This is a genomic window from Bacillus sp. C1, from assembly GCF_054570475.1.
Map to the genome: position 1 here is coordinate 80,853 of NZ_JBTMZT010000007.1, position 24,651 is coordinate 105,503.

General features: G+C 35.3%; 17 protein-coding genes. 6 read left to right on the top strand and 11 right to left on the bottom strand.

All coding sequences use genetic code 11. The features are described 5' to 3' along the window. Positions 1-10 precede the first annotated feature (10 nt). The 3 genes from ACX5JI_RS18505 to ACX5JI_RS18515 all read left to right on the top strand — a co-directional run bounded on the left by ACX5JI_RS18505 (position 11) and on the right by ACX5JI_RS18515 (position 3,893). The gene (locus ACX5JI_RS18505; RefSeq protein WP_459502510.1) at positions 11-1,189 is read left to right on the top strand and encodes a NupC/NupG family nucleoside CNT transporter; all 1,179 of its coding nucleotides are present in this window, start codon (positions 11-13) and stop codon (positions 1,187-1,189) included. Positions 1,190-1,382: 193 nt separating this feature from the next. Further along, positions 1,383-2,396 (top strand): LCP family glycopolymer transferase, encoded by a 1,014-nt coding sequence (locus ACX5JI_RS18510; RefSeq protein WP_459502511.1) that lies wholly within the window; start codon positions 1,383-1,385, stop codon positions 2,394-2,396. 243 nt (positions 2,397-2,639) lie between these two features. Next, positions 2,640-3,893 (top strand): VanW family protein, encoded by a 1,254-nt coding sequence (locus ACX5JI_RS18515; RefSeq protein WP_459502512.1) that lies wholly within the window; start codon positions 2,640-2,642, stop codon positions 3,891-3,893. Positions 3,894-3,897: 4 nt separating this feature from the next. On the opposite strand, the gene ACX5JI_RS18520 is transcribed toward ACX5JI_RS18515, so the two are convergent. Continuing rightward, the gene (locus ACX5JI_RS18520) at positions 3,898-4,170 is read right to left on the bottom strand and encodes a hypothetical protein (protein ID WP_459502513.1); all 273 of its coding nucleotides are present in this window, start codon (positions 4,168-4,170) and stop codon (positions 3,898-3,900) included. Positions 4,171-4,185: 15 nt separating this feature from the next. Next, positions 4,186-4,704, bottom strand: a complete 519-nt coding sequence (locus ACX5JI_RS18525; RefSeq protein ID WP_459502514.1) for an RNase A-like domain-containing lipoprotein — start codon at positions 4,702-4,704, stop codon at positions 4,186-4,188. A 497-nt stretch (positions 4,705-5,201) separates the two neighbouring features. On the opposite strand from ACX5JI_RS18525, the gene ACX5JI_RS18530 reads away from it, so the two are divergent. Beyond that, positions 5,202-5,750 (top strand): TVP38/TMEM64 family protein, encoded by a 549-nt coding sequence (locus ACX5JI_RS18530; RefSeq protein ID WP_459502515.1) that lies wholly within the window; start codon positions 5,202-5,204, stop codon positions 5,748-5,750. A 182-nt stretch (positions 5,751-5,932) separates the two neighbouring features. On the opposite strand, the gene ACX5JI_RS18535 is transcribed toward ACX5JI_RS18530, so the two are convergent. Beyond that, positions 5,933-7,633 (bottom strand): M4 family metallopeptidase, encoded by a 1,701-nt coding sequence (locus tag ACX5JI_RS18535; protein ID WP_459502516.1) that lies wholly within the window; start codon positions 7,631-7,633, stop codon positions 5,933-5,935. A gap of 249 nt (positions 7,634-7,882) precedes the next feature. Further along, positions 7,883-9,154 carry a helix-turn-helix domain-containing protein gene (locus tag ACX5JI_RS18540; protein WP_459502517.1) on the bottom strand — a complete coding sequence of 424 codons (1,272 nt, stop codon included), beginning with the start codon at positions 9,152-9,154 and terminating at the stop codon, positions 7,883-7,885. A gap of 293 nt (positions 9,155-9,447) precedes the next feature. Here ACX5JI_RS18540 and ACX5JI_RS18545 point away from each other — a divergent pair, with 293 nt between their 5' ends. Beyond that, positions 9,448-10,917: a nicotinate phosphoribosyltransferase gene (locus ACX5JI_RS18545; protein ID WP_459502518.1), complete on the top strand. Its 1,470-nt coding sequence runs from the start codon at positions 9,448-9,450 to the stop codon at positions 10,915-10,917. 240 nt (positions 10,918-11,157) lie between these two features. After that, the gene (locus ACX5JI_RS18550; protein ID WP_459502519.1) at positions 11,158-12,582 is read left to right on the top strand and encodes an alpha/beta hydrolase family protein; all 1,425 of its coding nucleotides are present in this window, start codon (positions 11,158-11,160) and stop codon (positions 12,580-12,582) included. 104 nt (positions 12,583-12,686) lie between these two features. Here the strand turns inward: ACX5JI_RS18550 and ACX5JI_RS18555 are convergent, their stop codons facing one another. The 7 genes from ACX5JI_RS18555 to fdhF form a co-directional block, all read right to left on the bottom strand. Continuing rightward, positions 12,687-15,053 carry a heavy metal translocating P-type ATPase gene (locus tag ACX5JI_RS18555; RefSeq protein ID WP_459502520.1) on the bottom strand — a complete coding sequence of 789 codons (2,367 nt, stop codon included), beginning with the start codon at positions 15,051-15,053 and terminating at the stop codon, positions 12,687-12,689. Between the two features lie 26 nt (positions 15,054-15,079). After that, positions 15,080-15,457 carry an ArsR/SmtB family transcription factor gene (locus tag ACX5JI_RS18560; protein WP_459502521.1) on the bottom strand — a complete coding sequence of 126 codons (378 nt, stop codon included), beginning with the start codon at positions 15,455-15,457 and terminating at the stop codon, positions 15,080-15,082. Between the two features lie 377 nt (positions 15,458-15,834). Beyond that, positions 15,835-17,250, bottom strand: a complete 1,416-nt coding sequence (locus ACX5JI_RS18565; RefSeq protein WP_459502522.1) for an amino acid permease — start codon at positions 17,248-17,250, stop codon at positions 15,835-15,837. A 104-nt stretch (positions 17,251-17,354) separates the two neighbouring features. After that, a complete protein-coding gene (gene ald, locus ACX5JI_RS18570; RefSeq protein WP_459502523.1) occupies positions 17,355-18,485 on the bottom strand; it encodes an alanine dehydrogenase in 1,131 nt (376 codons plus the stop codon). A 406-nt stretch (positions 18,486-18,891) separates the two neighbouring features. After that, a complete protein-coding gene (locus ACX5JI_RS18575) occupies positions 18,892-20,763 on the bottom strand; it encodes a glycerophosphoryl diester phosphodiesterase membrane domain-containing protein (protein ID WP_459502524.1) in 1,872 nt (623 codons plus the stop codon). A 153-nt stretch (positions 20,764-20,916) separates the two neighbouring features. Further along, entirely contained in the window at positions 20,917-21,399 is a 483-nt protein-coding gene (locus ACX5JI_RS18580) for a helical membrane plugin domain-containing protein (protein WP_459502525.1), read from the bottom strand. A gap of 12 nt (positions 21,400-21,411) precedes the next feature. Continuing rightward, positions 21,412-24,354 (bottom strand): formate dehydrogenase subunit alpha, encoded by a 2,943-nt coding sequence (gene fdhF, locus ACX5JI_RS18585; protein ID WP_459502526.1) that lies wholly within the window; start codon positions 24,352-24,354, stop codon positions 21,412-21,414. Positions 24,355-24,651: the final 297 nt, after the last annotated feature.

Consider the following 24,651-nt stretch of genomic DNA (forward strand, 5'->3'; position numbering starts at 1 on the left):
GAGGTTGATTATGAAATTTATTACTTTTTTTCTCGGTCTTGCCGTCGTTTTTTTTCTTGCCTTTATTGCAAGTAATAATAAAAAGCACATTAAATGTAAACCCATTTTCATTATGCTTATTATACAGTTAGTTTTAACATTTTTACTATTAAATACAGAAATCGGTCTCATACTCGTAACCGTGATTTCCAATTTATTTACGAAATTATTGGATTATGCTGCCACTGGGATAAACTTTGTATTTGGTGGTATTACAAACAAGGGCGAAATGCCGTTTTTCATTAATGTACTCTTACCAATTGTCTTCATTTCCGTCTTAATCGGTATTTTACAGCATTTCAAAATACTCCCATTCTGTATTCGTTGGATTGGTTTTTTTCTTAGTAAAATAAACGGACTTGGCAAGCTAGAATCTTATAACGCTGTCGCATCTGCGATTGTAGGTCAATCAGAAGTATTCATTACCGTTAAAAAACAGCTTGCACAAATTCCAAAGCACCGCCTTTATACGCTATGTGCCTCAGCCATGTCGACCGTATCAATGTCTATCGTCGGTGCTTATATGACAATGATTGAGCCAAAATACGTCGTAACGGCTCTCGTCTTAAATTTATTTAGCGGCTTTATTATTGTACTCATTATCAATCCATATGAAGTTAAAGAAGAAGAAGATATTTTAGAAATTAAAGGCGAGAAACAAACCTTTTTTGAGATGCTTGGAGAATACATTCTAGATGGATTTCGCGTTGCTATCGTTGTTGGCGCCATGCTAATTGGATTTGTTGCCTTAATGAGCTGTATTAATGATTTATTCCATCTTATTTTCGGAATTACCTTTCAGCAGTTACTTGGTTATGCTTTCTCACCTATCGCTTTTCTTATTGGCGTACCAAGTAAAGAAATGGTCACAGCAGGAAGCATTATGGCTACAAAGCTTGTAACGAATGAATTTGTAGCCATGATGGATCTCAGCAAACTCGCAAGCAGTCTTTCTCCTCGTACAGTAGGCATTATTTCAGTTTTTCTTGTATCCTTCGCAAACTTCTCTTCTATCGGGATTATCTCTGGTGCAGTTAAAGGGTTAAATGAAGCGCAAGGAAATGTCGTTGCTCGCTTCGGTCTAAAATTGTTATATGGTGCAACACTCGTTAGCATTTTATCTGCCATTATTGTAAGCATTATGCTATAAACCAGGTAAAATTTAATTCTTTTTTTATTTATACTTTTTGTATACAATACGAATAGATGTCTCATAAATAATCGAGACATCTATTTTTTATACATGTACAACACCGTCTCTTTAGCGTACAATATCTGTTATGTGTTTCATTTACACATTATAAAAAATATACACTTGGAACGATTTAAAGGAGAACGAAATAATGACCTCAGATGTAGAAAACAGTAATACAACCTCAAAGAGGCGCTTTAAAAAAAGACGATTACTATGGTTTATTCTTATTCCCTTACTTATTGTAACGCTAAGTAGCGGGGGCTATTCTTTCCACATATACAGTAAAGCAAAAGCAATTGTAAGTAATGCATATTCCGAACTAGAGAGAGGAAATAAATCCGATAAACGAGAAAAGGCTGTTAAGCCAATGACTGATAATATTTCTGTCCTTATTATGGGTGTTGATGAAAGTGACATCCGCGAAACATCTTATGGTAAAGCGACGCGTACAGATGCATTATTACTCGCTACAATCAATAAAAATGATAAGTCAGTAGAACTTGTTAGTATACCACGCGACTCTCGCGTATATATTAAATCACGCGGCAAACAAGACAAAATTACACACGCTCACGTATTTGGGGGCGTAGATAGTACAATTGATACAGTCGAAAACTTTTTAAATGTTCCTGTTGACTATTATGTGAAATTTAATTTCAAATCATTTATAAAAATTGTCGATTCCCTCGGTGGGATTGATGTAGACGTTCCTGTTGAGTTTACAGAACAAAACAGTAAAGATGAGCAAAATGCAATTCATCTTCAAAAAGGGCTTCAACATTTAAATGGTGAAGAAGCACTTGCTTTAGCAAGAACACGTCACATTGACAGTGATTATATGCGTGGTCAACGTCAACAACTTGTTTTAGAAGCAATTGCTCAAAAAGCACTTTCCAGCAATTCCATTACTAAAATTGGCAACTTATTAGATGCTGTTGATCATGATTTAAAAACAAACTTAACGTTTGACGACATGATGGCAATTACGAAAAACACGATGGGATCAGGCTTACAGATGGAAAAACTCCAAGTAGAAGGTACTGATAAATATATAGATGGTATCTATTATTACATCCCTGATGAAAAGAGTGTACAAAGCATATCTAAAACATTACAAAAACATCTCAGTGTTACGAATAAAACGGAACATAAAAAATTATAATAAAAAGGCTGCTAGAAAAGTTCTAGCAGCCTTTTTATTATAATTTCCAACAAAATGCTGTAATTTTCTTCCGCAAATAATGACAAAAAGAGACAAATATTACAGGACTGTAACATTTTTTATAAAAATATTACACCAACTGTTAAAATAATAGTATACTAATACATACATAATACTATTTTTATCATGCATACATACAAAACGAACACTATGGTCTTAGATTATTTTTTTGGGGGGAAGTAAATGAAACTACGTAATTTACTGATCGGTTCTGCTATTGCAGGTGGAGTATTACTATGTACAGGTGGGATTTTGGGGTATCAATACGTTTCTAAATTAAACAAACAACTTGATACAACTGTATTACCACACACTACATTTGAAGGCACTTCTCTCGACGGGAAAAACAAAAAAGAAATTACAGAAATCATTCAAAAACAAGTAGAGGAATTAAATAAAAAATCTCTTAACTATGCATTCCAAGACAACAAAACAACTTATACATGGAATGATTTAGGCATTGAATATAAAGAAAAAGACATTATTGAAAAAATTTTTAAAGAACAGCAAGGAAATGTTATGAATCGCTATAACATGCGAAAACAAGCTGAACACGGTGAACTTAAACGAGAATATAAATTAACACCTAAGCTAAATACAGCAACTTATGAAGCTTTTATAAAAGATAAATATAATGAAACCTTAAAAGAACCTGTAAATGCTGAATTAAGTATTTCTGGGACAACGGTAAATATTAGTCAAAGTCAAAATGGTGAAAAAGTTGATAAAGAAAAGTTAAAAGAATTAACAGCGAAAGCAATTACTGCTAGTACGCAAGATATTCAAATCCCAATTACCCCCATAAATCCAACGCGATCTACAGAAGATATTAAAAACATGGGAATTACACAAGTAATTGCTGAATACTCTACTCCTATGGCTGGTCGAAACGGGAGTCAATCCTTTAACGTAAACAAATCTGCTAATACGTTAAGCGGGGCAATTGTCGCACCTGATGAAACGTTTAGCTTCAATGGACGTGTTGGCATTACCGATGCTGAGCATGGTTATAAATCTGCTGCTGTATATTTAAATGGAAAAGTTGTCCAAAGTGCTGGTGGCGGTGTATGTCAAGTTAGTAGTACACTATACGGAGCGGCATTACGTGCTGATTTAGGAGTGGTTGCTCGTAGTAATCATTCTATGCCTGTTCATTACTTACCACTCGGTCAAGATGCTGCAGTAGCAGATTATGGACCAGATTTAAAATTTAAAAATAATACAGGGAAATATATTTATATTCAAGCAGTCTCTAATGGCAGTAGTATCACTACACGTATTTTCGGCACACCTACTGGTAAGAACGTAGAAGTTTCTTCAAAAGTAATTAGCGATACTCAAAATAAAATTACAGCTGTCACATATAAAAAAGTAACACAAAACGGTCAAGTCATCTCCGATGGCCAAATTTCAAAAAGCATATACAAAAAGGCGTGATAACTCACGCCTTTTTGTTTTGCAGTAAACGTATAAATCCCTCTATATGCTCCCTTGTCTCTTCTAATGACCATATACGATTTCCTTGTTTAGCTGCTAATACACTACCTTCTTCCCATGCTTCTGCTTGCCGTATATGTAATAACTCATGTTGTAATTTCGCAACGGTTTCTTGCTCCTCTTCCTCTAAAAACTCAGTCAATACACCTATTATCTCATCTTCTTGCACACTTAATGTACAATATGCTTTTAGGAAATATTGGAGTGTTGGATACATACTACTCCCCCTTTCTTACTTATCTGATGGATAGGAAGTAATGATTTTAAATCCTAATGATCCTGATTTATCTCTTGCTAAAACAGTAACTGTATTCATAAGTTTATCTTTTACACTCATGTCCCTCTTTAATACCGTCTTCCCAACAGGAAATGCGTGCTTCGTATTTAATACAAGACGATTTTCTTTGGAATTCTTTAACCACTTCTCAATTTCCTGCTCATGTTGCTTTAAACTATCTTTGACAGCTTTTGTTGCTGTCGCTTTATCATAATACGTACTTGCAGCTGATACTTTATCTGTCTGCAATCGCTTCTTCAACTCATCTTCTGTTTTCCCAACATGCCGTTCTATCGTATGGCCATTTTTCGGTGGCCCTTCCATTTCATCTAAAATGGTATCCTGAATTTTTTCTAATGATGTTGAATTATTTTCTTTTTTGTTCGCTTGTTTCTGCTCTTGTGCCGTACACCCACTTAAGACAAGAATCATCGCAAGTAAACTACTAAAAACAATACTCCATAATCGCTTCATCGTATCACCTCTTCCATGATTATTATCGGAACTTCATCAAAAGTCAATTTTGGATAGAAAAAGCATGTAGCATTCTAAAATTCTACACGCTTTTTCTTCTTTCTTTCGTATTGTTACCGGATAAAACTGTTCTCCACCTGTTCACAGAACCAATTTTTCTACAGAAGAGCCACAATCCATCAAATAAACCTTTAATTATTAGGGGTTTATTCCATTCAATTAATTAAAACCTTGATTTAATCATGTTTTTACAAGGTAAATATACCCCCTTTTTAATATACCATATACCTGAAAGGGGTATATTTTTATGTTTTAGTCATTAAATGGCAATTCTCATGTTTTCCTCCACAGATTGAGCTTTTACTGCGCTTTGAAGTTAGCATGTTACTGCCCTAACATAGCGATATAAAAGCGTTCATTTAAAGTTAAAAACCTACACTTGCCTATCTCGACTAAATATGGTGTAATGCTAAAAAAAGACAAAGGAATATAACGATATGCAAGAAATGATTCGCGATTTACTCACAGATCACTATACGATTGCAATTCCCCTCAGCATTCTATTTAACATCATCATTAGCTTGGCTGGTTTTATTCCAAGCATATTTTTAACTGCAATCAACATACAACTTTTCGGTTTAACAGATGGAACAATCATTTCGATTGCAGGCGAAGCACTAGGAGCAATTGTTTCATTTTATTTCTATCGACTTGGCTTTCAAAAATTTGCTCAAAACAAAATAAACAACTATCCAAAAGTAGAACGACTTCTTTATGTACAAGGAAAAGAAGCCTTCTTACTCGTTCTATCATTTCGACTTGTCCCATTTATTCCATCAAGTATTATCACTTTATTCGCAGCATTAGGGAAAATGTCACTATTCTCTTTCAGTATTGCCAGTACAATAGGAAAAATACCGGCATTACTCATTGAAGTGTATTCTGCATACCATGTAATGAACGGAACAAATGAAGCAAAGTGGATTATAGCAATTGCCGGCTGTATCGGAGTATTATATATATGGAAGAAGTGGAATAAAAAATAAAAAAGAAACACGGTGATTTGGCGAGAGATGTTCGTATAAAATGGTTCCTGAAATTTTATCGTCCATTTTTCACAATATATCGGCATAAATTCGAATATATCAGCAACTCCACAAAGGATATCGACTAGCCAACAAAAAACACACAAAAAAAAGGAGCAATTGCTCCTTTTTTATCTATAAATCTATTGTACACCAACCGCACTATATGACTGTTTCACCGCTGTCACTTCAGCAGAATTTGCACCATATAAGTCTGCTGCTGCTTGTACTAAACCAGCGCGAGCTTGGCCAAATGTAGTGGATTCAGTGAAATATAATGTATTGGCACGATAGTAAATCGCTCCAACTTTATCTTTTCCGATCCCATTCACTGTCACACCATAATGCGTTCCGCCATTTGCAAGAAGATAAGCAGCTTTATTAATAATACCACTGTTCGTATGAACGCCACCATTATCACCTGAACCTGTATAACGCTTAGAATAATGATCTGGATCACCATATTTCGTTGGATCACTCATAGAACGAAGAGCATCTCCACCTTGACTAGGCGTATAAATATCTTCCCCAATTTCCCAATCTGGATTTCGGTTATCATAATATTCTACTAAAGTACCAAAAACATCAGAAATCGCTTCATTTAATGCTCCTGACTCATTTTGGTAAATAAGATTTGAGCTATATTCTGTAACAGCGTGTGTTAATTCATGTCCAATTACATCGATTCCACCTGATAATGAAGTAAATGTATAACCATCTCCGTCTCCATATACCATTTGCGAGCCATTCCAGAATGCGTTGTTATAATTACTGCCATAGTGGACTGTTGATTTTAACGGCGCTCCTGCATCATTAATGGAATTCCGGTTAAATGTGTTTTTATAATAATCATATGTTTTACCTGCATAATAATGAGCATCTACAGCTGCCGCGTCACGACTTGCGTTGAAAACATTATCCGTATCTGCCCACAATGTTCCAGGTAACGTAGTACGGTTCTTCGCATCATAGGTGAAAATTGTTGCCCCGCGTGTATTATCTTGCAAATAATAAGTAGATCCAGATAGTGTAGTATTAATAGACTTCGTATCTCCTAATACTCCTTTACCCGTTCCAACTTTATTTGTTCCTGTTACAGGTTTAATAACTGCTTTTGCATCTTGTTGTACATCATCTTGCTTAACTGGTGATTTATCCTCACCTGCTACATGATCAATCGTATTGTATTTATTTAATACTTTACCGCTATCTGCCTCAATGAAATAATAATAATTACCTGGCTTTGGCTCTAAGAAGTTTAGTTTTACAACATATGCATAAGTTGTATCCTCACCATTTTGATATACATATAGATCTGCTGATGGATCTACTTCATATTTCGGCTTAATTCCTAAATCTTGTTGTGCAATTTCAATTGCCTTTTTCGCCTCAATTTTATTTTTGTTTTTCAACTTATCTTTTTTGTCCAGATCAGGCACAACTGTTCCTGATAATACTTTCAAAGAACCATCTTTACTAACATGAGCTAGTTGCGTAGATCCCCATACTGGTGTACCTTCATATACTTGTTGCATACGTACCACTGTCGCATCTGTTACAGCATCCTTTTTCACTTGTTTTACTTTAAATGAATCCTCTGCACTCTTTTCTCCTAACTTATACTCTCCTTTTGCTGCATTTAAATAATCAAACACAACAGATTCTGCTTTTTTCCCAGTTGCTTTTGTTAAATCCCCAGAAATAAACTCAGGTGATTGTACTGCTTCATTGTACTTTTTTGTAGAGAGCACATTCTTTGAATCCGCGAATGCAGAGCCTGTCCCTCCAAATGTTGTAACTGCCATTCCTGCTGCTAACGCAAATGCTAAACTCTTCTTTTTCATATAACCTTCCCCCTAATAAAAAATTTTTGAAAAAGAGTAATTTTATATTAGCATTACATTTCCAACATTAATATACTAAAAATTCAAATAATTTTTTTCTCAAGTTTTGTAGAATTTTGAGGAACAAATATTGAAAAAGGTCCTTTCCGATTTGGAAAGGGCCTTTTTCGATGTTATTATTTCAACTATACTTATACTGCACTACTAATCCCGTCACCACTAACATGCTAGAAGCGAATGTGCCTATAATCATTTTCCTCCTGTTTCTTCTAGCAAAGCGATTGCTAATTTATAATAACGGTTACTTTCTTCAAATTCCGACACTTCTTCGAAATATTCCGCCATCTCTAAATAAACTTTCTTCAAGTCTTTTGTATTTTCCTCTACCTTAAAAAAGGGGATTGCTTCCAATTCTAAAAACCTTTTATATATTTCTTTTTTTTCAAAATACTTATACTGAAGCATTAAGAGCAAATATAGTAATCTTTTATATCTTTCCTCTTTTCTCGCAACAGCTATTCCTTTTGCAATCCATTCCTTCGCTTCTTCAAACTCTTGCAATTGGACACATTGTAATGCTATCTCATATGTAGCATCAATATATTTAAAATCATCTTCTTGTTTATACTGTAAACACTGTAAATAATATTCCTTTGCTTTCGCATACTCTTTTTTATGGTAATGTAAGCACCCTATATTATTTAAAACCATCGCTACGATGCTATCTTTGTCAGCAAAAGAATTCGCCTCTCTTAAAATATTATTATACATTTGGGATGCTTCACTATATTGTTTCCTGTATATATAACTATCAGCAATAATGAATTGACAATTAATTACATTTCGGAACTTATATTCATTTCGGAACCCTTCTAATGCAATATGAGCAAAATGTAATGACATATGTTGAACTTCTAAATAATTATATACAAGCGCTAAATGATAATAAATCCCAGTCTCATAATAACCTTGTTCTTTTGCCATTAACTCTGTTTGGATTAAGCATTCAAGTGAGGCCTTATATTTATGTTTCATGAAATACATTAAACCCCTACTGTACGTATACAACAACTTCTGAAACGGAGAATATTTCTTGTACACCTTTTTTAATTTCTCCAGTTCTTCTTCAAGCGCTGGAAGATCTCGCTTCATAATTAAATAACGAGTATAAAGCAGCTTATAATAATTTATAATTTCAAAATCTAAAACATGCTTCATTTCAGCCTTTAATTCATTGTATGTGCGTTCAACCTGTTGCTTATCTAAATGAACCAATGCATTTAACCACTCATCCAGCTTTTCTTTTACTTCTTCTTCCACATCTCTCAAATCCGACACAGCAATCTCTAACCTCGCGCAGAGCAGCTGTAAGATTTCCTCTGAGGCTTCTATCTTTCCATTTTCTATCTTACTTAAATATGAGACGGAACAAATGCCCTGACATAATTCTTCTTGTGTCATTTTTTGCTGTAGCCGTTTATAAAAAACTTGTTTGCCGATTTTCTCTAACGTTTGTTGCATTGTCCTCCTCCATTCTCATTTTACCCTCACTACTTTAATAATACATAAAAATGGCAGAAATATAAATTGATAAATGTAAATTTTCTAAAATATTTTCGTTTCATTTGTTACAACTTATATAAGTTATGTGTATAACGATCCATTCAAAGTCTATAGTCTCAATAATGGTAGTAGCTTTTTTGGCATAAACTACAATTGAACTACCCCCACCTTCACTTCGTTTAGAGGAAGGAGGCTTCTCAATTAAAATGATAAACGATATAATATAACTAAATTACGGAGGTGTTTTCAAAATGAATCATTATAAAGACGATAGTTACGCCTTACATACAGATTTATATCAAATTAACATGGCTTATACATATTGGAAAGACGGCATTTATAATCGCCGCTCTGTTTTTGATTTATATTTTCGGAAGCTTCCATTTAAAAATGGCTATGCCGTTTTTGCTGGCCTCGAAAAAATTATAGAGTACATAGAGAATTTTCGTTTTACTGAAAGTGATATCGCCTATTTAAAAGAACTACAATTTGAAGAAGAATTTCTGCATTATTTACAAAATATGAAGTTTACGGGGACTGTTCGTAGTATGCAGGAAGGGGAAGTTGTCTTTAATAACGAACCATTGTTGCGTGTCGATGCTCCTCTTGGGGAAGCACAAATTATCGAAACTGCTTTATTAAACATTGTGAATTACCAAACATTAATTGCTACAAAGGCAGCTCGTATGAAACATGCAGCAAACGATGATGAACTTTTAGAATTTGGTACACGCCGTGCTCATGAATTTGATGCTGCACTTTGGGGCACTCGCGCAGCCTTTATTGGAGGATTCTCTTCCACAAGTAACGTGCGTGCTGGAAAACGCTTTGGCATTCCAGTAGCTGGTACACACGCCCATTCCTTTGTCCAGGCATATCGTGATGAATATGTTGCATTTAAAAAATATGCTGCAACACATGAAAAATGTGTTTTTCTTGTTGATACATATGACACATTAAAATCTGGTGTCCCAAATGCGATTCGCGTTGCTAAAGAGTTCGGCAACCGTATTGATTTTTACGGTATTCGTCTTGATAGTGGCGATATGGCTTATTTATCAAAAGAAGCAAGAAAACTACTCGATGCAGCCGGATTTACAAATACTAAAATTATCGCTTCTAGTGATTTAGATGAATATACAATTATGCATTTAAAATCACAAGGTGCAAAAATCGATGTCTGGGGCGTCGGAACAAAGCTCATTACTTCGTTTGAGCAACCAGCATTAGGAGCTGTTTATAAATTAGTTGCAATTGAAGGCGAGAACGGCTCATTAAATGATACGATTAAAATCTCTTCTAACCCTGAAAAAATTACGACACCAGGATTAAAACGTGTATATCGTATTATTAATCGCGTGAATGAGCATGCAGAAGGCGATTATATCGCTTTAGAGTCAGAAGAGCCTGGGCAGGAAGAACGTTTAAAAATGTTCCACCCTGTTCATACGTATATTAGTAAATTTGTAACAAATTTTGAGGCTCGTGAGCTTCATCAGGACATTTTCATAAACGGTAAGCGAACATATGAAATGCCTACTATATTAGACATTCAAAATTATGCAAAAAGTAGCTTAGCTCTGTTTTGGGAAGAGTATATGAGAACGCTAAATCCTGAAGAATATCCTGTAGATTTAAGTCAAGAATGTTGGGATCATAAAATGAATTATATTCAAAGTGTACGAGATCAAATTTCTAAAAGAGTAGGTGGAGATGATTAATCTTCCCCTCTCACTGTAGAGATTTCTTACATATGTTTTTAAATTCCACACCAAAATTCTTTTATTCATAGATGGATTCTCTCTTTCAGTGAATCAGAAAATTTCAGGAGCTGTTAACACAAAAAAGATACTTTGTGTTAACAGCTTCTTTATTCCATTTTTCTATTTTACATCCATATAATAAATTCAAATGAATACTTATATGGTAAAGAGAAAAGATTCTGAAGGGGGCGGAATATAATGAGAATTTTAGAATTTGTCGTAATCGTATTAAATTTTTTCACATTAGCTCGATTATTGTTTTTTTATGGGGATAGAACACTCAGTAATTATATCTTATTAGGAATTTGCGGTACCTTTGTTTTGTTACATGTGTTTTTGGAAGGATATAGGTGGCAGATGACCCCAGCTTATGTAGCTTTATTAATTATAGCAATACTCATTTTCGCCTTCCCTAGTCAACATATGATAACCACTTCAATCCCTACTCAAATCGCTAAAATATTAGGAGTAACTTTGTATTTAATTATTACAATCTCAATACCGCTACTTTTTCCTATTTTTTCATTCGAAAAACCTACTGGGCGCTATGAAATTGGTACAAAAACTCTACATTTTATAGACAAAGGACGTCCTGAAACATACACAGACTCACCTGATGATCATAGAGAGTTAATGGTACAAATTTGGTATCCAGCGAACAAAAAGAGTAATGATCAACTAGCCCCTTACCTCACTAATCCTAAAATACTCGCTTCTGGTCTAGATCTTACTAAAAACTATCCTTCTTTCCTATTTGATTACTTAAAATATGTAAAAACTCACTCCTACAAAGATGCAAAGATATATAAAGAAAAAAACGCTTGGCCGTTATTAATATTTTCCCACGGTATGAATCAATTTCGTAACCAAAATACATTTCAACTAGAAGAACTAGCAAGCCATGGATATATCGTGGTAGCAATTGACCACACTTACGATGCTGCAGCTACCGTATTTCCAGATGGGAAAATTGCACTTGCTCGTTCTCAATTAGATGACGGACTTCGTGATTTAGACGAACATATCCCTTTATGGGTAGAAGATGTAACCTTTACTTTAAACAAATTGGAGGAACTAAATACTAAAGATTCGTCCAATCAATTTTACGGAACTATCGATATGGATCGTATTGGAATGCTTGGCCATTCGTACGGGGGAGCAACTACTTTGCAAATGTTAATGAAAGATTCTCGTATAAAAGCGGGGATTGATATGGATGGTGGTCCTTATGGAAAAGAGACCCCAAATGATGGGATTAGGAAGCCATTTATGATGATAATGTCACAAGACACTGATCAATTTATACAAGTTAATAAAAAAAATTCATCTGCTCCCATAGATAGTGTGGAAGGCATATGGTATGAAATAGGACGCCGAACAGATCTTGCAGTAGCCAACGGAGGATATTATATGGTAATTCCCCATACTAATCATGCAAGCTATACTGATGCTCCGTTGTATTCCTTCCTATTGAAAGGAAAAGGAGAAAATACCGCTATTACTCATCGGATTATTAACGAAACTAGCCTTTTGTTCTTTGATAAGTACCTCAAAGGTAATAATAAAAATTCGCTACAAGAACTAAAAAAACATTATCCTGAAATCAATCTAAAAGAGGGATAGATACAAAGTATTAGGATTATACTCAACAACTTTCTCAAGAAAAACTTCACGGCCTTTTCCCGATATAATATCAAGAAAAGACCGTGATATAAACTCTTTTTATTTTACAAATCTTTCACTCTAAGCACACGCATCGCATTTAATACAGCGAGCAATGTAACACCTACATCTGAGAAAACAGCTTCCCACATTGTGGCAATTCCGAACGCACCGAGCAATAGAACAAGTCCTTTTATACCAAGTGCAAAGATAATATTTTGCCATACAATACTACGAGTACGCTTAGCAATTTTAACAGCTGTTGCGATTTTTGAAGGTTCATCTGTCATAATTACGATATCTGCCGCTTCAATTGCTGCATCCGATCCTAAACCACCCATCGCAATCCCAACATCTGCTCTCGCTAATACTGGTGTATCATTAATACCATCACCAACGAATGCAACTTTTTCTTTTGCCTGTTTTGCTGCGTCAATTTTTTCAATTTCTTCTACTTTCTGCTGCGGTAATAACTCCGCATACACCTCATCTAAACCAAGCTCTTTACCAACAGCTTCTCCAACTAATTTTGCATCACCAGTTAACATGACCGTTTTCTTAATACCGAGTCCTTTTAACTTTTGAATCGCTTGTTTAGAGTCCTCTTTCACTTCATCTGAGATGACAATATAACCAGCATATACACCATCTACAGCAACGTGAACAAGAGTACCTACCGTTTTCGGTTGCTCAAATGTGATATTTTCTTTTTTCATTAATTTTGCATTACCTGCAAAAATTTCTTTCCCCTGTACTTTTACAACAGTACCATGACCAGAAATTTCGCTATAATCTTGAATGATATTTTCATCAATCGATTTTCCATATGCATTTCGAATAGATTGTGCAATTGGATGGTTTGAATACACTTCGGCAAATGCTGCATATTCAAGGAGCTCTTCTTTTGAAGTTGTTCCACTTGGCTCCATTTTTGTTACTTTAAATACGCCCTTTGTTAACGTTCCTGTTTTATCAAAGACAATATATTTCACATCATTCAGTGCTTCTAAATAGTTACTTCCTTTGATCAAAATACCATTTTTAGATGCTCCACCAATCCCACCGAAGAATCCAAGCGGAATGGATACTACTAATGCACATGGACAAGAAATAACGAGGAACACTAATGCACGATAAATCCAATCTGAGAATGTAGCACCTTCTAAAATTAGAGGTGGAATAAACGCTAGTACAGCCGCTGTAATAACTACAGCTGGAGTATAATAACGAGCAAACTTCGTAATAAAGTTTTCTGTCGGCGCTTTTCTACTACTTGCGTTTTGCACTAAATCTAAAATTTTAGATACTGTTGATTCACCAAACTCTTTTGTTACCTCAATTGTTAACACGCCATTTTGGTTTACAAAACCACTTAACACATCATTGCCCACTTCTACTTCACGCGGCACAGATTCACCTGTTAATGCTGACGTATCTACCATGGATGTGCCTTCAACAACTTTACCATCTAACGGTACTTTCTCACCTGGTTTTACAATAATATAATCTCCGATTCGCACATCTTCTGGTGAGACTTGTTTTGTTTTGTTTCCAATTTTCACGTTCGCATAATCAGGACGAATATCCATTAATGAAGTAATTGATTTTCGCGAACGATTCACAGCAATACTTTGGAATAACTCTCCTACTTGATAAAATAGCATAACCGCAACAGCTTCGGGATATTGCCCAATCGCAAATGCGCCTAACGTTGCTATAGCCATTAAAAAATTCTCATCAAAAACTTGCCCCCGTGTTATATTTCTAACAGCTCGCCAAACGATATCTCCCCCAATTAGTAAATATGCAGCAATGAAAAGGGGAATTGTCATCATTTGTGGTAATCCTGCAAGCGCAGCAATTCCTGTTAAAATACCACCAATTGCTAAACGCCAAAGCATTTTTTTTACATTTCCTTCACCGTGATCATGGCTATGTCCATGGTCATGCCCTATCTTTTCTTCACGAATAACTTTTACATCAGGCTCTAACTTATAAATAACCTTTTCTATATCTTGCACAGTCGTTTCAAGATCCGTTTTATTTGCAACTTCTATCTTTAATTTTTTTGATACAAAGTCAACAGCGGCGTTTGAAACTGAAGGCATTTCTTTTACTTTCGTTTCAATCTTCATCGCACAATTTGCACAGTCTAATCCTTCTAATACAAATACTTCTTTTGCGATTTTTGATTTCTTTTCGTCCTGCACTTTAATATGCGGCTCTAATTTCATAACAAGCTTTGCCGCTTCCGCAACAACACTATTTTCTTTATTTTGCTCTGTTTCTAAAGTCATCGTCTTTGTTGCAAAGTTTACAGAACAGGAGGAAACACCATCTAGACCTCCGACACCTTTTTCAATTTTCATTGCACAATTCGCACAATCTAGCCCTTCTAACACAAGTTTTCGTTTTACGATTGCCTCTGCCATTCTTCTCCCTCCTTGTGCTTTTCTTTTTATTCTTCCTCATTCACATGTTCAAATGCTTGCTCAAAGATATGAATTACATGCTGATCCGCTAATGAGTAATAAACAACCTTTCCTTCTTTACGGTTTTTCACCAGTTTTGCTTGTTTTAATACACGTAGTTGATGAGAAATAGATGATTGCGTCATTCCGAGTAAATACGCTAGGTCACATACACACATTTCCGCTTCAAATAATGCATGTAAAATCCTTGTACGCGTACGATCACCTAATACTTTAAATAACTCCGCTACTTGACTTAAGCTTTCATCTGCTGGAATTGTTCGTTTTACTTGATGCACAACTTCTTCATGGATAATTGTTTGAGAACATGCTTCTTGACATGTTTCTACTTTATTTTCAGCCATTATAGCTCACCTCTTTATTTGAACATATGAACAATCATTCATATGTCTTATACTTTTATTATATGAGCGCCTATTCATATATGTCAATAAAATCCGCACTAAATTGTTTGAACATTTTGTTCACACCTAAAACATATAACTTATTTTCCACACCCCATATATTCCTCATACAAAAAGGGATATATGAAAGTTTTCATCCTTTCATATACCCCTTTTTCATACATCAATAACGATTTTTAATTTATCTTTTACAACCATCATGTCACCCTATATCTCAACATAAAATTTTACAACGTATTATTTCCCCCCTCGTCCACCAAAAGAAAAAGCCTTGCGCGCTCCCTAAACGCACAAGGCTTACCATTGATTATATCCCCTTAGTTAGCTTTTTCTAAGCTATCTTGCGAACTTCCATCGTCTTTTAAATGACTATGTTTTTTCGAATAAACAAAGTATACAACTACTCCGATTGCTAACCACGCACCGAAGTACATCCATGTCGTTAATGGTAAGTTCACCATTAAGAATAAACAGCATACGATTGAAATGATTGGTAAAATTGGTACAAGCGGTACCATAAATCCGCGCTGTAATTTCGGATGTGTTTTACGAAGAATGATAACTGATACACCAACCATCGCAAATGTTAAAAGCGCTCCAATATTCGCTAAATTCGACAATTCTTTTAAATCGATAAATCCAGCAATTAAAGCACTACCAATTCCTGTTAACCAAGTTGAAAATGTTGGTGCTTCCGTCTTCTTATTTATTTTCGCGAAAGATTCTGGCAATAAACCGTCACGACTCATTGCAAAGAATACACGTGTTGTTGCATAGATATAAGCGAAAATTACAGCCATAATACCAATTACAGCTCCGATAGCAATTACACCAGCTACTTTATCTTGTCCAACAGCTTCTAGTACATAGGCCATTGCTTCTGGTACATCTAGTTCCTTGTAAGAAACCATACCAGTCATAACAAGGCAAACTACAACATAAATGATTGTACAAATAATTAACGAAGCAATAATACCAATTGGAAGGTCACGCTGCGGATTTTTTACTTCTTCAGCTGAAGTTGCTAATGCATCAAAACCTAAGAAAGCAAAGAATACTGCCGCTCCTCCAGCAAAGACTCCGCTTAAACCATACGGTGCAAATGGTACCCAGTTTTCTGGTTTTACGTAAAATACACCAACCGCAATAAATAAGACAACAATACCAATTTTAATTAATACCATTGCGTTATTTACACGTTTACTCTCTTTCGTACCACGTGATAACAACCATGTTAATACTAATGTAATAATTACCGCTGGCAGGTTCACAATACCACCTTGAGATGGAATCGTTAACAGCGCTTTTGGAATTTCTAATCCAAATCCACTTACTAAGTTATGGAAATAACCAGTCCATCCGCCAGCTACCGCTGCTGTTGTTACAACATATACCGATAGTAAGGTCCATCCCATTAAATGCGCTACAAACTCCCCAATTGTTGCATAAGAGTATGTGTACACACTACCTGAAACAGGAAGTGTAGAAGCAACCTCTGCATAACATAATGCTGCAAATCCACAAACAATTGCAGCAATCATAAATGAAAAAATAACTGCTGGACCAGCATCTCTTGCTGCTACTAATCCAGTTAATACAAGAACTCCTGTACCGATTATCGCACCAATCCCTAGCATTGTTAGGTCGAATGCCCCTAGTGTTTTCGTCAAAGTTTTACTTTTACTTTCACTTAACAATTGCGTAACGGATTTCTTTCTAAATAGGTTGGCCACGATGTATGCCCCCTTTTACTAAGAAGAGCTAAGAGGTCTTCACTCTTAGCTCTTATCATGTTGTATTAAATATTGTTCGATTGTTTTTTTGTATTATGCTTCAATTAGCAAGATACTGTTTCTTCTAGTAATTCTTTTGCACCTTTGTATTCTACACCATGAGCTTCTGCAACTGCTTCGAATGTTACATAGCCATCTAATGTGTTAATACCTTTTAATAATGCAGAGTTGCCTAGGCAAGCTTCTTTGTAGCCTTTGTTTGCAATTTGCACTGCATATGGCACTGTTACGTTTGTTAATGCAAGAGTTGATGTACGTGGAACCGCACCTGGCATGTTTGCAACTGCATAATGAACAACGCCGTGTTTTTCATAAGTTGGGTTATCATGAGTTGTAATACGGTCAGTTGTTTCGAAAATACCACCTTGGTCAATTGCGATATCTACTACTACAGAACCTGGTTCCATTGATTTAATCATTTCTTCTGTTACAAGTTTTGGCGCTTTTGCACCTGGAATTAATACCGCACCGATTACAAGATCAGACTCTTTTACAGCCTCTGCAATATTGTAAGGGTTAGACATTAAAGTTTTCACTTGGTTACCGAAAATGTCATCTAATTGACGAAGACGTTCTGCACTTAAGTCGATGATGGTTACATCCGCGCCTAGTCCAACTGCAATTTTAGCAGCATTTGTACCAGCTTGTCCACCACCGATAATTGTTACTTTACCACGTTTTACCCCTGGAACGCCTGCTAGTAAAATACCTTTACCACCTTTGTTCTTCTCAAGGAATTGTGCACCAATTTGCGCTGACATACGACCAGCTACTTCACTCATAGGTGCAAGTAATGGTAATGAACGATTTTCTAATTGTACTGTTTCATAAGCGATAGCTACAACTTTCTTTTCAATTAAAGCTTTTGTTAATTCTGGTTCTGGAGCTAGGTGTAAATATGTGAATAAAATTAAACCTTCACTGAAATGTTTGTATTCGCTTTCAATTGGTTCCTTAACTTTCATTACCATATCCATGTTCCAAGCTTCTTCAGCTGTGTCAACGATTTTTGCACCTGCTTCAATGTACTCAGCATCTGTGAAACCAGATCCTAAACCTGCACCCTTTTGAATAAATACTTCGTGATTGTTACGAACTAAATGTACAACACCAGCTGGTGTCATTGCCACACGGTTTTCGTTGTTTTTAATTTCTGTTGGTACCCCAATACGCATAATGAAATGCCCCCTTATAATTAACAGAAAAAAGAAATTCTTTTTTCTTTTTATAATAATTAATAACTTATGTCCTTATTCTAGCATAACTTCAAAGTTATGAAAACGCTAACATACTTAGATTTTAAAAGTTTTTATATTTAGAATAGTGTAAATATAAAAACTTTATTCTATAAGGAGATTTCCTATGCTTTTATTATCCATCATTCTATTTTTATTATAACCATGAAAATTACATATGTATCATTTATTATTTGACAATAATATAACAATGTAAAAAATAAAAACAAATCGCATACATATGCACTTTAAATCTCCTATAACATTTTAGAAGTATATTCTTTTTATATACATCCATTTGCTTTTTCAATTTCTATTTATGTAACTAAAAAACAGCTGCTGGTATTTAACCGGCAGCTGAATAACTTATAAACAAAGTAGAAAATAAATCTTCTGTTACTTCTGTAATTTTGTCAAACATATCCGTTTCATTCTCTTCTTGCTCTTTCATCATTTTAATGCTCTCTCGTGCATCTTCAGGATAGTCTGTAATAATTCCGTCCACATTTAACTTATAATATTTCCGTAAATTCTCCATATCATTTACAGTCCATACATAAATGGGTTTATTTAATTTTCGAGCGGATTGTACTAACGATTCATTTAACATGTATTCCTCTGCAACATAAAAATCCGCTTGCACGTATTTTAAATTTGCTCTACTTGCAAACAAAATATATCCGACCTTTATATCTAGATTTTCACGTTTAACTTCTTTAATGAGCGGATAATGCAAAGTTTGAATCACACATTGCTTTTCAAAGTCATTTTCCTTAATTGTTTTTAATACTTTCTTTACAAAATCTTTTTCATTTCCATGTAATTTCAATTCTATATTAAGCTTTATCTTATTTTTCGCAAGCTTAATTATCTCATCTAATGTACTAATTTTCCCTGTGAATCCATCTTGACTAAGCGTAAGTTTTTGAAGTTCATCCATCGTTACATCTGAAACTTGTACATTTGCATTCGCAAGACGCTTTAATTTTAAATCATGTATGACTGCTAATTTGCCATCTTTTGTTTGTAATACATCAATCTCAGCATAATCTGCTTTTGCATCAATCGCACCTTGCACGGACTCTTTCGTATTCTCGACTCCTTTTGAAACATATCCACGATGCGCCATAATAATAGGATCTTTATATGAATTCGTAACAAACGTCACAATAAACGCAACTACCATACCAAGTATAAGAACTCCTACAACGTACACAGCAATAAATTTGAAACGATGCTTTTTAAAAAAGCTTTTCTCAGCTTTCACCTTAGAATAATCCAAACCTTCTTCTAATAAAACCTCTCCAACTGAAGCTTTTCGTAAATAAAGCTCTGTCAATGCCATAATGTAAAATGGAGTCACAATAAAGCTAAATACATATAGTGCGCTTATTGAAAACACAGATAGTGTAGATTCTGCTACTAAAGCAAACGTTCCACTTGGGTTTGTAAATTCATACACGCCCCATAAGCCTAACAAGTATAGCCCCATAAATAAAAGAAAAACAATCCCTACTGCGATTAAAAATCCGACTAAAAAGAGTACAACTTTAAAAAAGTTTCCATGTACTAATTTTGCACTTTTCCGGGCAGCCGTGCGGAATTTTTTTTCTTCCAAAACAATAATAGGTAAAACAAAAATCCATCTAATATTTAAATAGACAACAACAGCAAAAAATGTATAATAACCGATTTGTCCCATCGTCGTTTTAAGTAGTTCACCTGTAATGAAGTTTGGAATGGAAATTTCCGGAATCAATGCAGATTGATATCCAAGACTTAGAAGAGGTAACAAAACAACTGCGTACAAAATAAATCCTGGCAAACAATATGTGAAAAGAGAAGGTAAATATGTTACCGTTTTATACAAAATTGGACGCAATTTCACCTTTTGCCGTTTATTTGCAAAATAAGAAATAATAATAAGCACCGCAAACTCCGTAAAAATAAGAAAAAGTGCTAATATCGATAAAAATAAAATTACTGCGATGCCATATGGCGTTTTTAGGAACGCTATCAATTCATCATTTGTTGCATTTGCATAGCCGCCCCAATATAATAATTTGTTAAAAAGCCTACCGAATAGTGGTATCAATATAACAGCTGCTATTAATTTATAAACGATTTGAAACGCCAACACATTCCAAAAAGCAAATTTGACTGTTTGAGAAGACCGCCTCATCACTCCTAATATAGATAGCTTTCTATTTTGATCCATATGTTCCTCCAAATTCTAAAACCATTATTTGAAATGGATTCCATATCTCCATCTCATATCAACTTTGTTTATAATAATATATTCCTCTTAACATGAACACTCTTATACATACAAAAAGAGTGACGGGTTCTTCCCCTTCACTCTTTCTCTTTTTTATTTTTTCTCTAATCCTTGTCCAAATGCTTTTAAAAAACTAAAACCAAACGTAATAGCTCTGTTGATATCTGGGTCTTTCAATACTTTAAAGAAATCCATTACTTTTGTTTTCTTTCCATTGTTTAATTCATCCGTTGCAAATTGTAACCCTGTAACTAAGCTTGATGTAATCTGTTTTGTCATTTCTGGATCCACAGAAGATAATGCCTCTCCTGCCTCCATCATATTATTTAATGCATTTTTGACTGGTTCACGATTTAGTTGTTCAATTGCAATTTTAGAAACATCTTCTTTTGCGGCAAGGAGGCTAATGGCTGCATCTAATATCCCTGCTTGCTGCAATCCTGCTAACAACTGCATCGTTTCTTCAACCGCCTCACGGTTTTCAGCCAATTGTGTTAACAGTTCCTCGGATAATTCTTTTCTCTTTTCTTCTTCTGTTATAACTTTTTTTTGAATCAATGTAATTTCTTTTGCCACGTTCTTCGCCCCCTAATTCTGATCCACAAGTGATACGTATTGTTTTCGCTGCCATTTTTGCTGAATTTCAACACCATTTTGCGGGTGACGTTTTTTATCTCTTGGGTTTGAAGCAGGAAGTGGGCGATTTCCCTTTTCGCGTAATACACGCATTTTCACCATCGTTTGTTTATAAGCCGGTGTACAAGTATATAGGTCTGTCGCTGTTCCTGTTAAAATATTAATCGCTTCTTCATTTACTGTCGCGTGCATCGGTAAATATAACTCATTTCCAGTCACACGATCTGTAATAAGTGCCTGCACTTTAATTTTTCCAAATGGTGATGAGAGTTCTACAAGGCCACCATCTTTTACATTCCGTTCATTAGCAAGCTCAGGGGAAATCTCAACAAACACTTCGGAAATTTTGGATAAAATCCCTGCTGATTTATTTGTCATGTTTCCTTCATGAAAATGTTCTAACATACGACCATTATTTAATAATAAATCATAGTCTTCTGGTGCTACCACTGGTGGCACCCATTCATCTAATGATAGACGAGCCTTTTTATCAGGGAAATTAAAACCATCAACATATAATAACGGTGTATCACTACCGTCATGACTTCCCCAACATAAACTGTTCCATCCTTCTAAGCGGTCATATGTTGCTTGGGAATAAAGCGGCGCAAGTGAGGCAATTTCATCCATAATTTCACCCGGATTCTCATAATTCCAATCCCCACCAAGTGCACGTGCTACTTTTTGCAAAATCCACCAATCCGGTTTAGAATCACCGAGCGGCTTCATAACTTCATATAGACGTTGAATGCGGCGTTCTGTATTTGTAAATGTCCCCTCTTTTTCTAAACTTGGTGCTGCCGGTAAAATAACATCGGCAAAGCGAGCTGTTTTTGATAAGAACATATCTTGAACAACAAGAAAATCAAGGTTTGCTAAAATATGCTGTACATGATTCGCATTCGAATCCACTAAGGCCATTTCTTCTCCCATTACATACATACCACGCAATTTTCCTTCTTCTGCTGCAAGTAACATCGCAATGTTATTCAGCCCTGGCTCTCTCGGAATTGTAGTTCCATATGCTTTTTCAAATTTCGCACGAAGTATATCATCCGATACCGCTTGATAACCTGGAAGCCAGTTTGGTAATGTTGCCATATCACAAGCACCTTGTACATTATTATGACCGCGAAGTGGATATGCGCCTGCACCAGGACGGCGATAGTTACCTGTTACAAGAAGTAAGTTTGAAATCGCAGCAGATGTTGTGCTTCCTCCTGTATTTTGTGTAACACCCATCCCCCAAAGTATACAAGTACCGTCGGCTTCATATACCATACGGGCCATTTCTTTCAATGTATCTTGAGAAATACCTGTAATATTTTCCGTATAATCAAGTGTATACTTCTCTAACATTTTGCTATATTCAGCAAAATTCTTCACATTTTCTTCTAAGAATTTTTTATCATGCCAATCTTGATCAATCATATATTTTGTTACACCGGCAAGCCATACATAGTCAGTTCCTTGGCGCGGATGAACGAATAAATCTGCCCGCTCTGCCATTTCATGTTTACGAAGATCCGCAACAATAAGTTTTTGTTCATGCAATTTATGAGCACGTTTTACACGTGTGGCAAGCACGGGGTGTCCTTCTGTTGGATTCGCTCCCACAATAATAACAAGTCCAGCATCAGCAATATCTTTCACAGTCCCAGCATCACCGCCCATACCTACAGTTTTAAATAAACCATCTGTTGCTGGCGATTGACAGTAACGGGAACAGTTATCTACATTGTTTGTTCCATATATTTGACGAGCTAGTTTTTGCATTAAATAGTTTTCTTCGTTTGTTACTTTCGAAGAAGAAATAAAACCAAATGCATCATTGCCGTACTCCGATTTAATATGTTGCATATTGGACGCAACAACTTCTAAAGCTTCTTCCCATGTTGCCTCAACGAACATATCACCTTGACGAATTAACGGTTTCGTAATCCGGTCTTCACTATTTACAAAGTCCCAGCCAAATTTCCCTTTCACACATGTAGAAATTCCGTTTACTGGTGCCTCTGTTACAGGTTGTACTTTCAAAATTTGACGATCTTTCGTCCATACTTCGAACGAACAGCCCACACCACAAAATGTACAAACTGTTTTTGTCTTGTTAATCTTCGTTTTCCGCATTGCCGATTCCACTTCTGAAACTGCTAAAATACTACTATATCCAGGCTCTACATCTTTTACAAAATCAATCATTGGGTCTAACACATCTGGTTTCAATCCAGTCATGAATCCAGCTTCTCCGAGCATAGATTTTTCCATTAATGCATTACAAGGACAAACTGTTACACACTGTCCGCAACTAACGCACGATGAATCGTTAATACTTACACCGTTATCCCAAATCACACGCGGGCGCTCTAAACTCCAATCGATCGATAGCGTTTCATTTACTTGTAAGTTTTGACATACTTCCACACACTGTCCACACGCAATACATTGGTTTGGATCATAACGATAAAATGGGTGAGTCATGTCCACTTCTTTTGCACTAACTTTCGGTTCATACGGATATTTCTGCTCTTCAATCCCCATCATATGTACCGTATTATGAACCTTACAATTACCGTTATTATTGTCGCATACTGTACAATACAGTAAATGGTTCTCTAATATTCGATCCATCGCTTCCGTTTGTGCTAATTTTGCACGTTCTGATTTTCTTTCAATATGCATACCATCTACTAATTTCGTTGAACAAGCACGTAGCAATTTCCCATCTACTTCAACAACACATGTATCACAAGTTTGAATTGGATCCACCTCTGGTACATGACAAATTTGTGGATGCTCTAAATGACTTTCATTAAATAGTTGCAATATCGTTTTTTCGCTAGATGAAAGAAACTCTTTTCCATCTACTGTTACACGAACTGTTTGTTCTGCCATAGTTCCCCTCTCCTTACAACTAACTGTACGATATATTTTGAATCCGCTTTCAAAAATATATCGCTGGACATTTTTAAGACGCTCTGCTGAAATCCTATCTTAGAAGTCGATTCTTGATGCTATAAGGTATACAAAATGACACTATTCTACCGCTCTATTATATCTTACATATACAATAATAACCAAATAATATATAGAGATTGAAAACAAACGCAAAGCCCTTCTTTTTTATTTAAAAGAGAACATCCGATACTGCATAGAAGTAGATAACAGATGCTTTTATTTTTTTTATGTTTT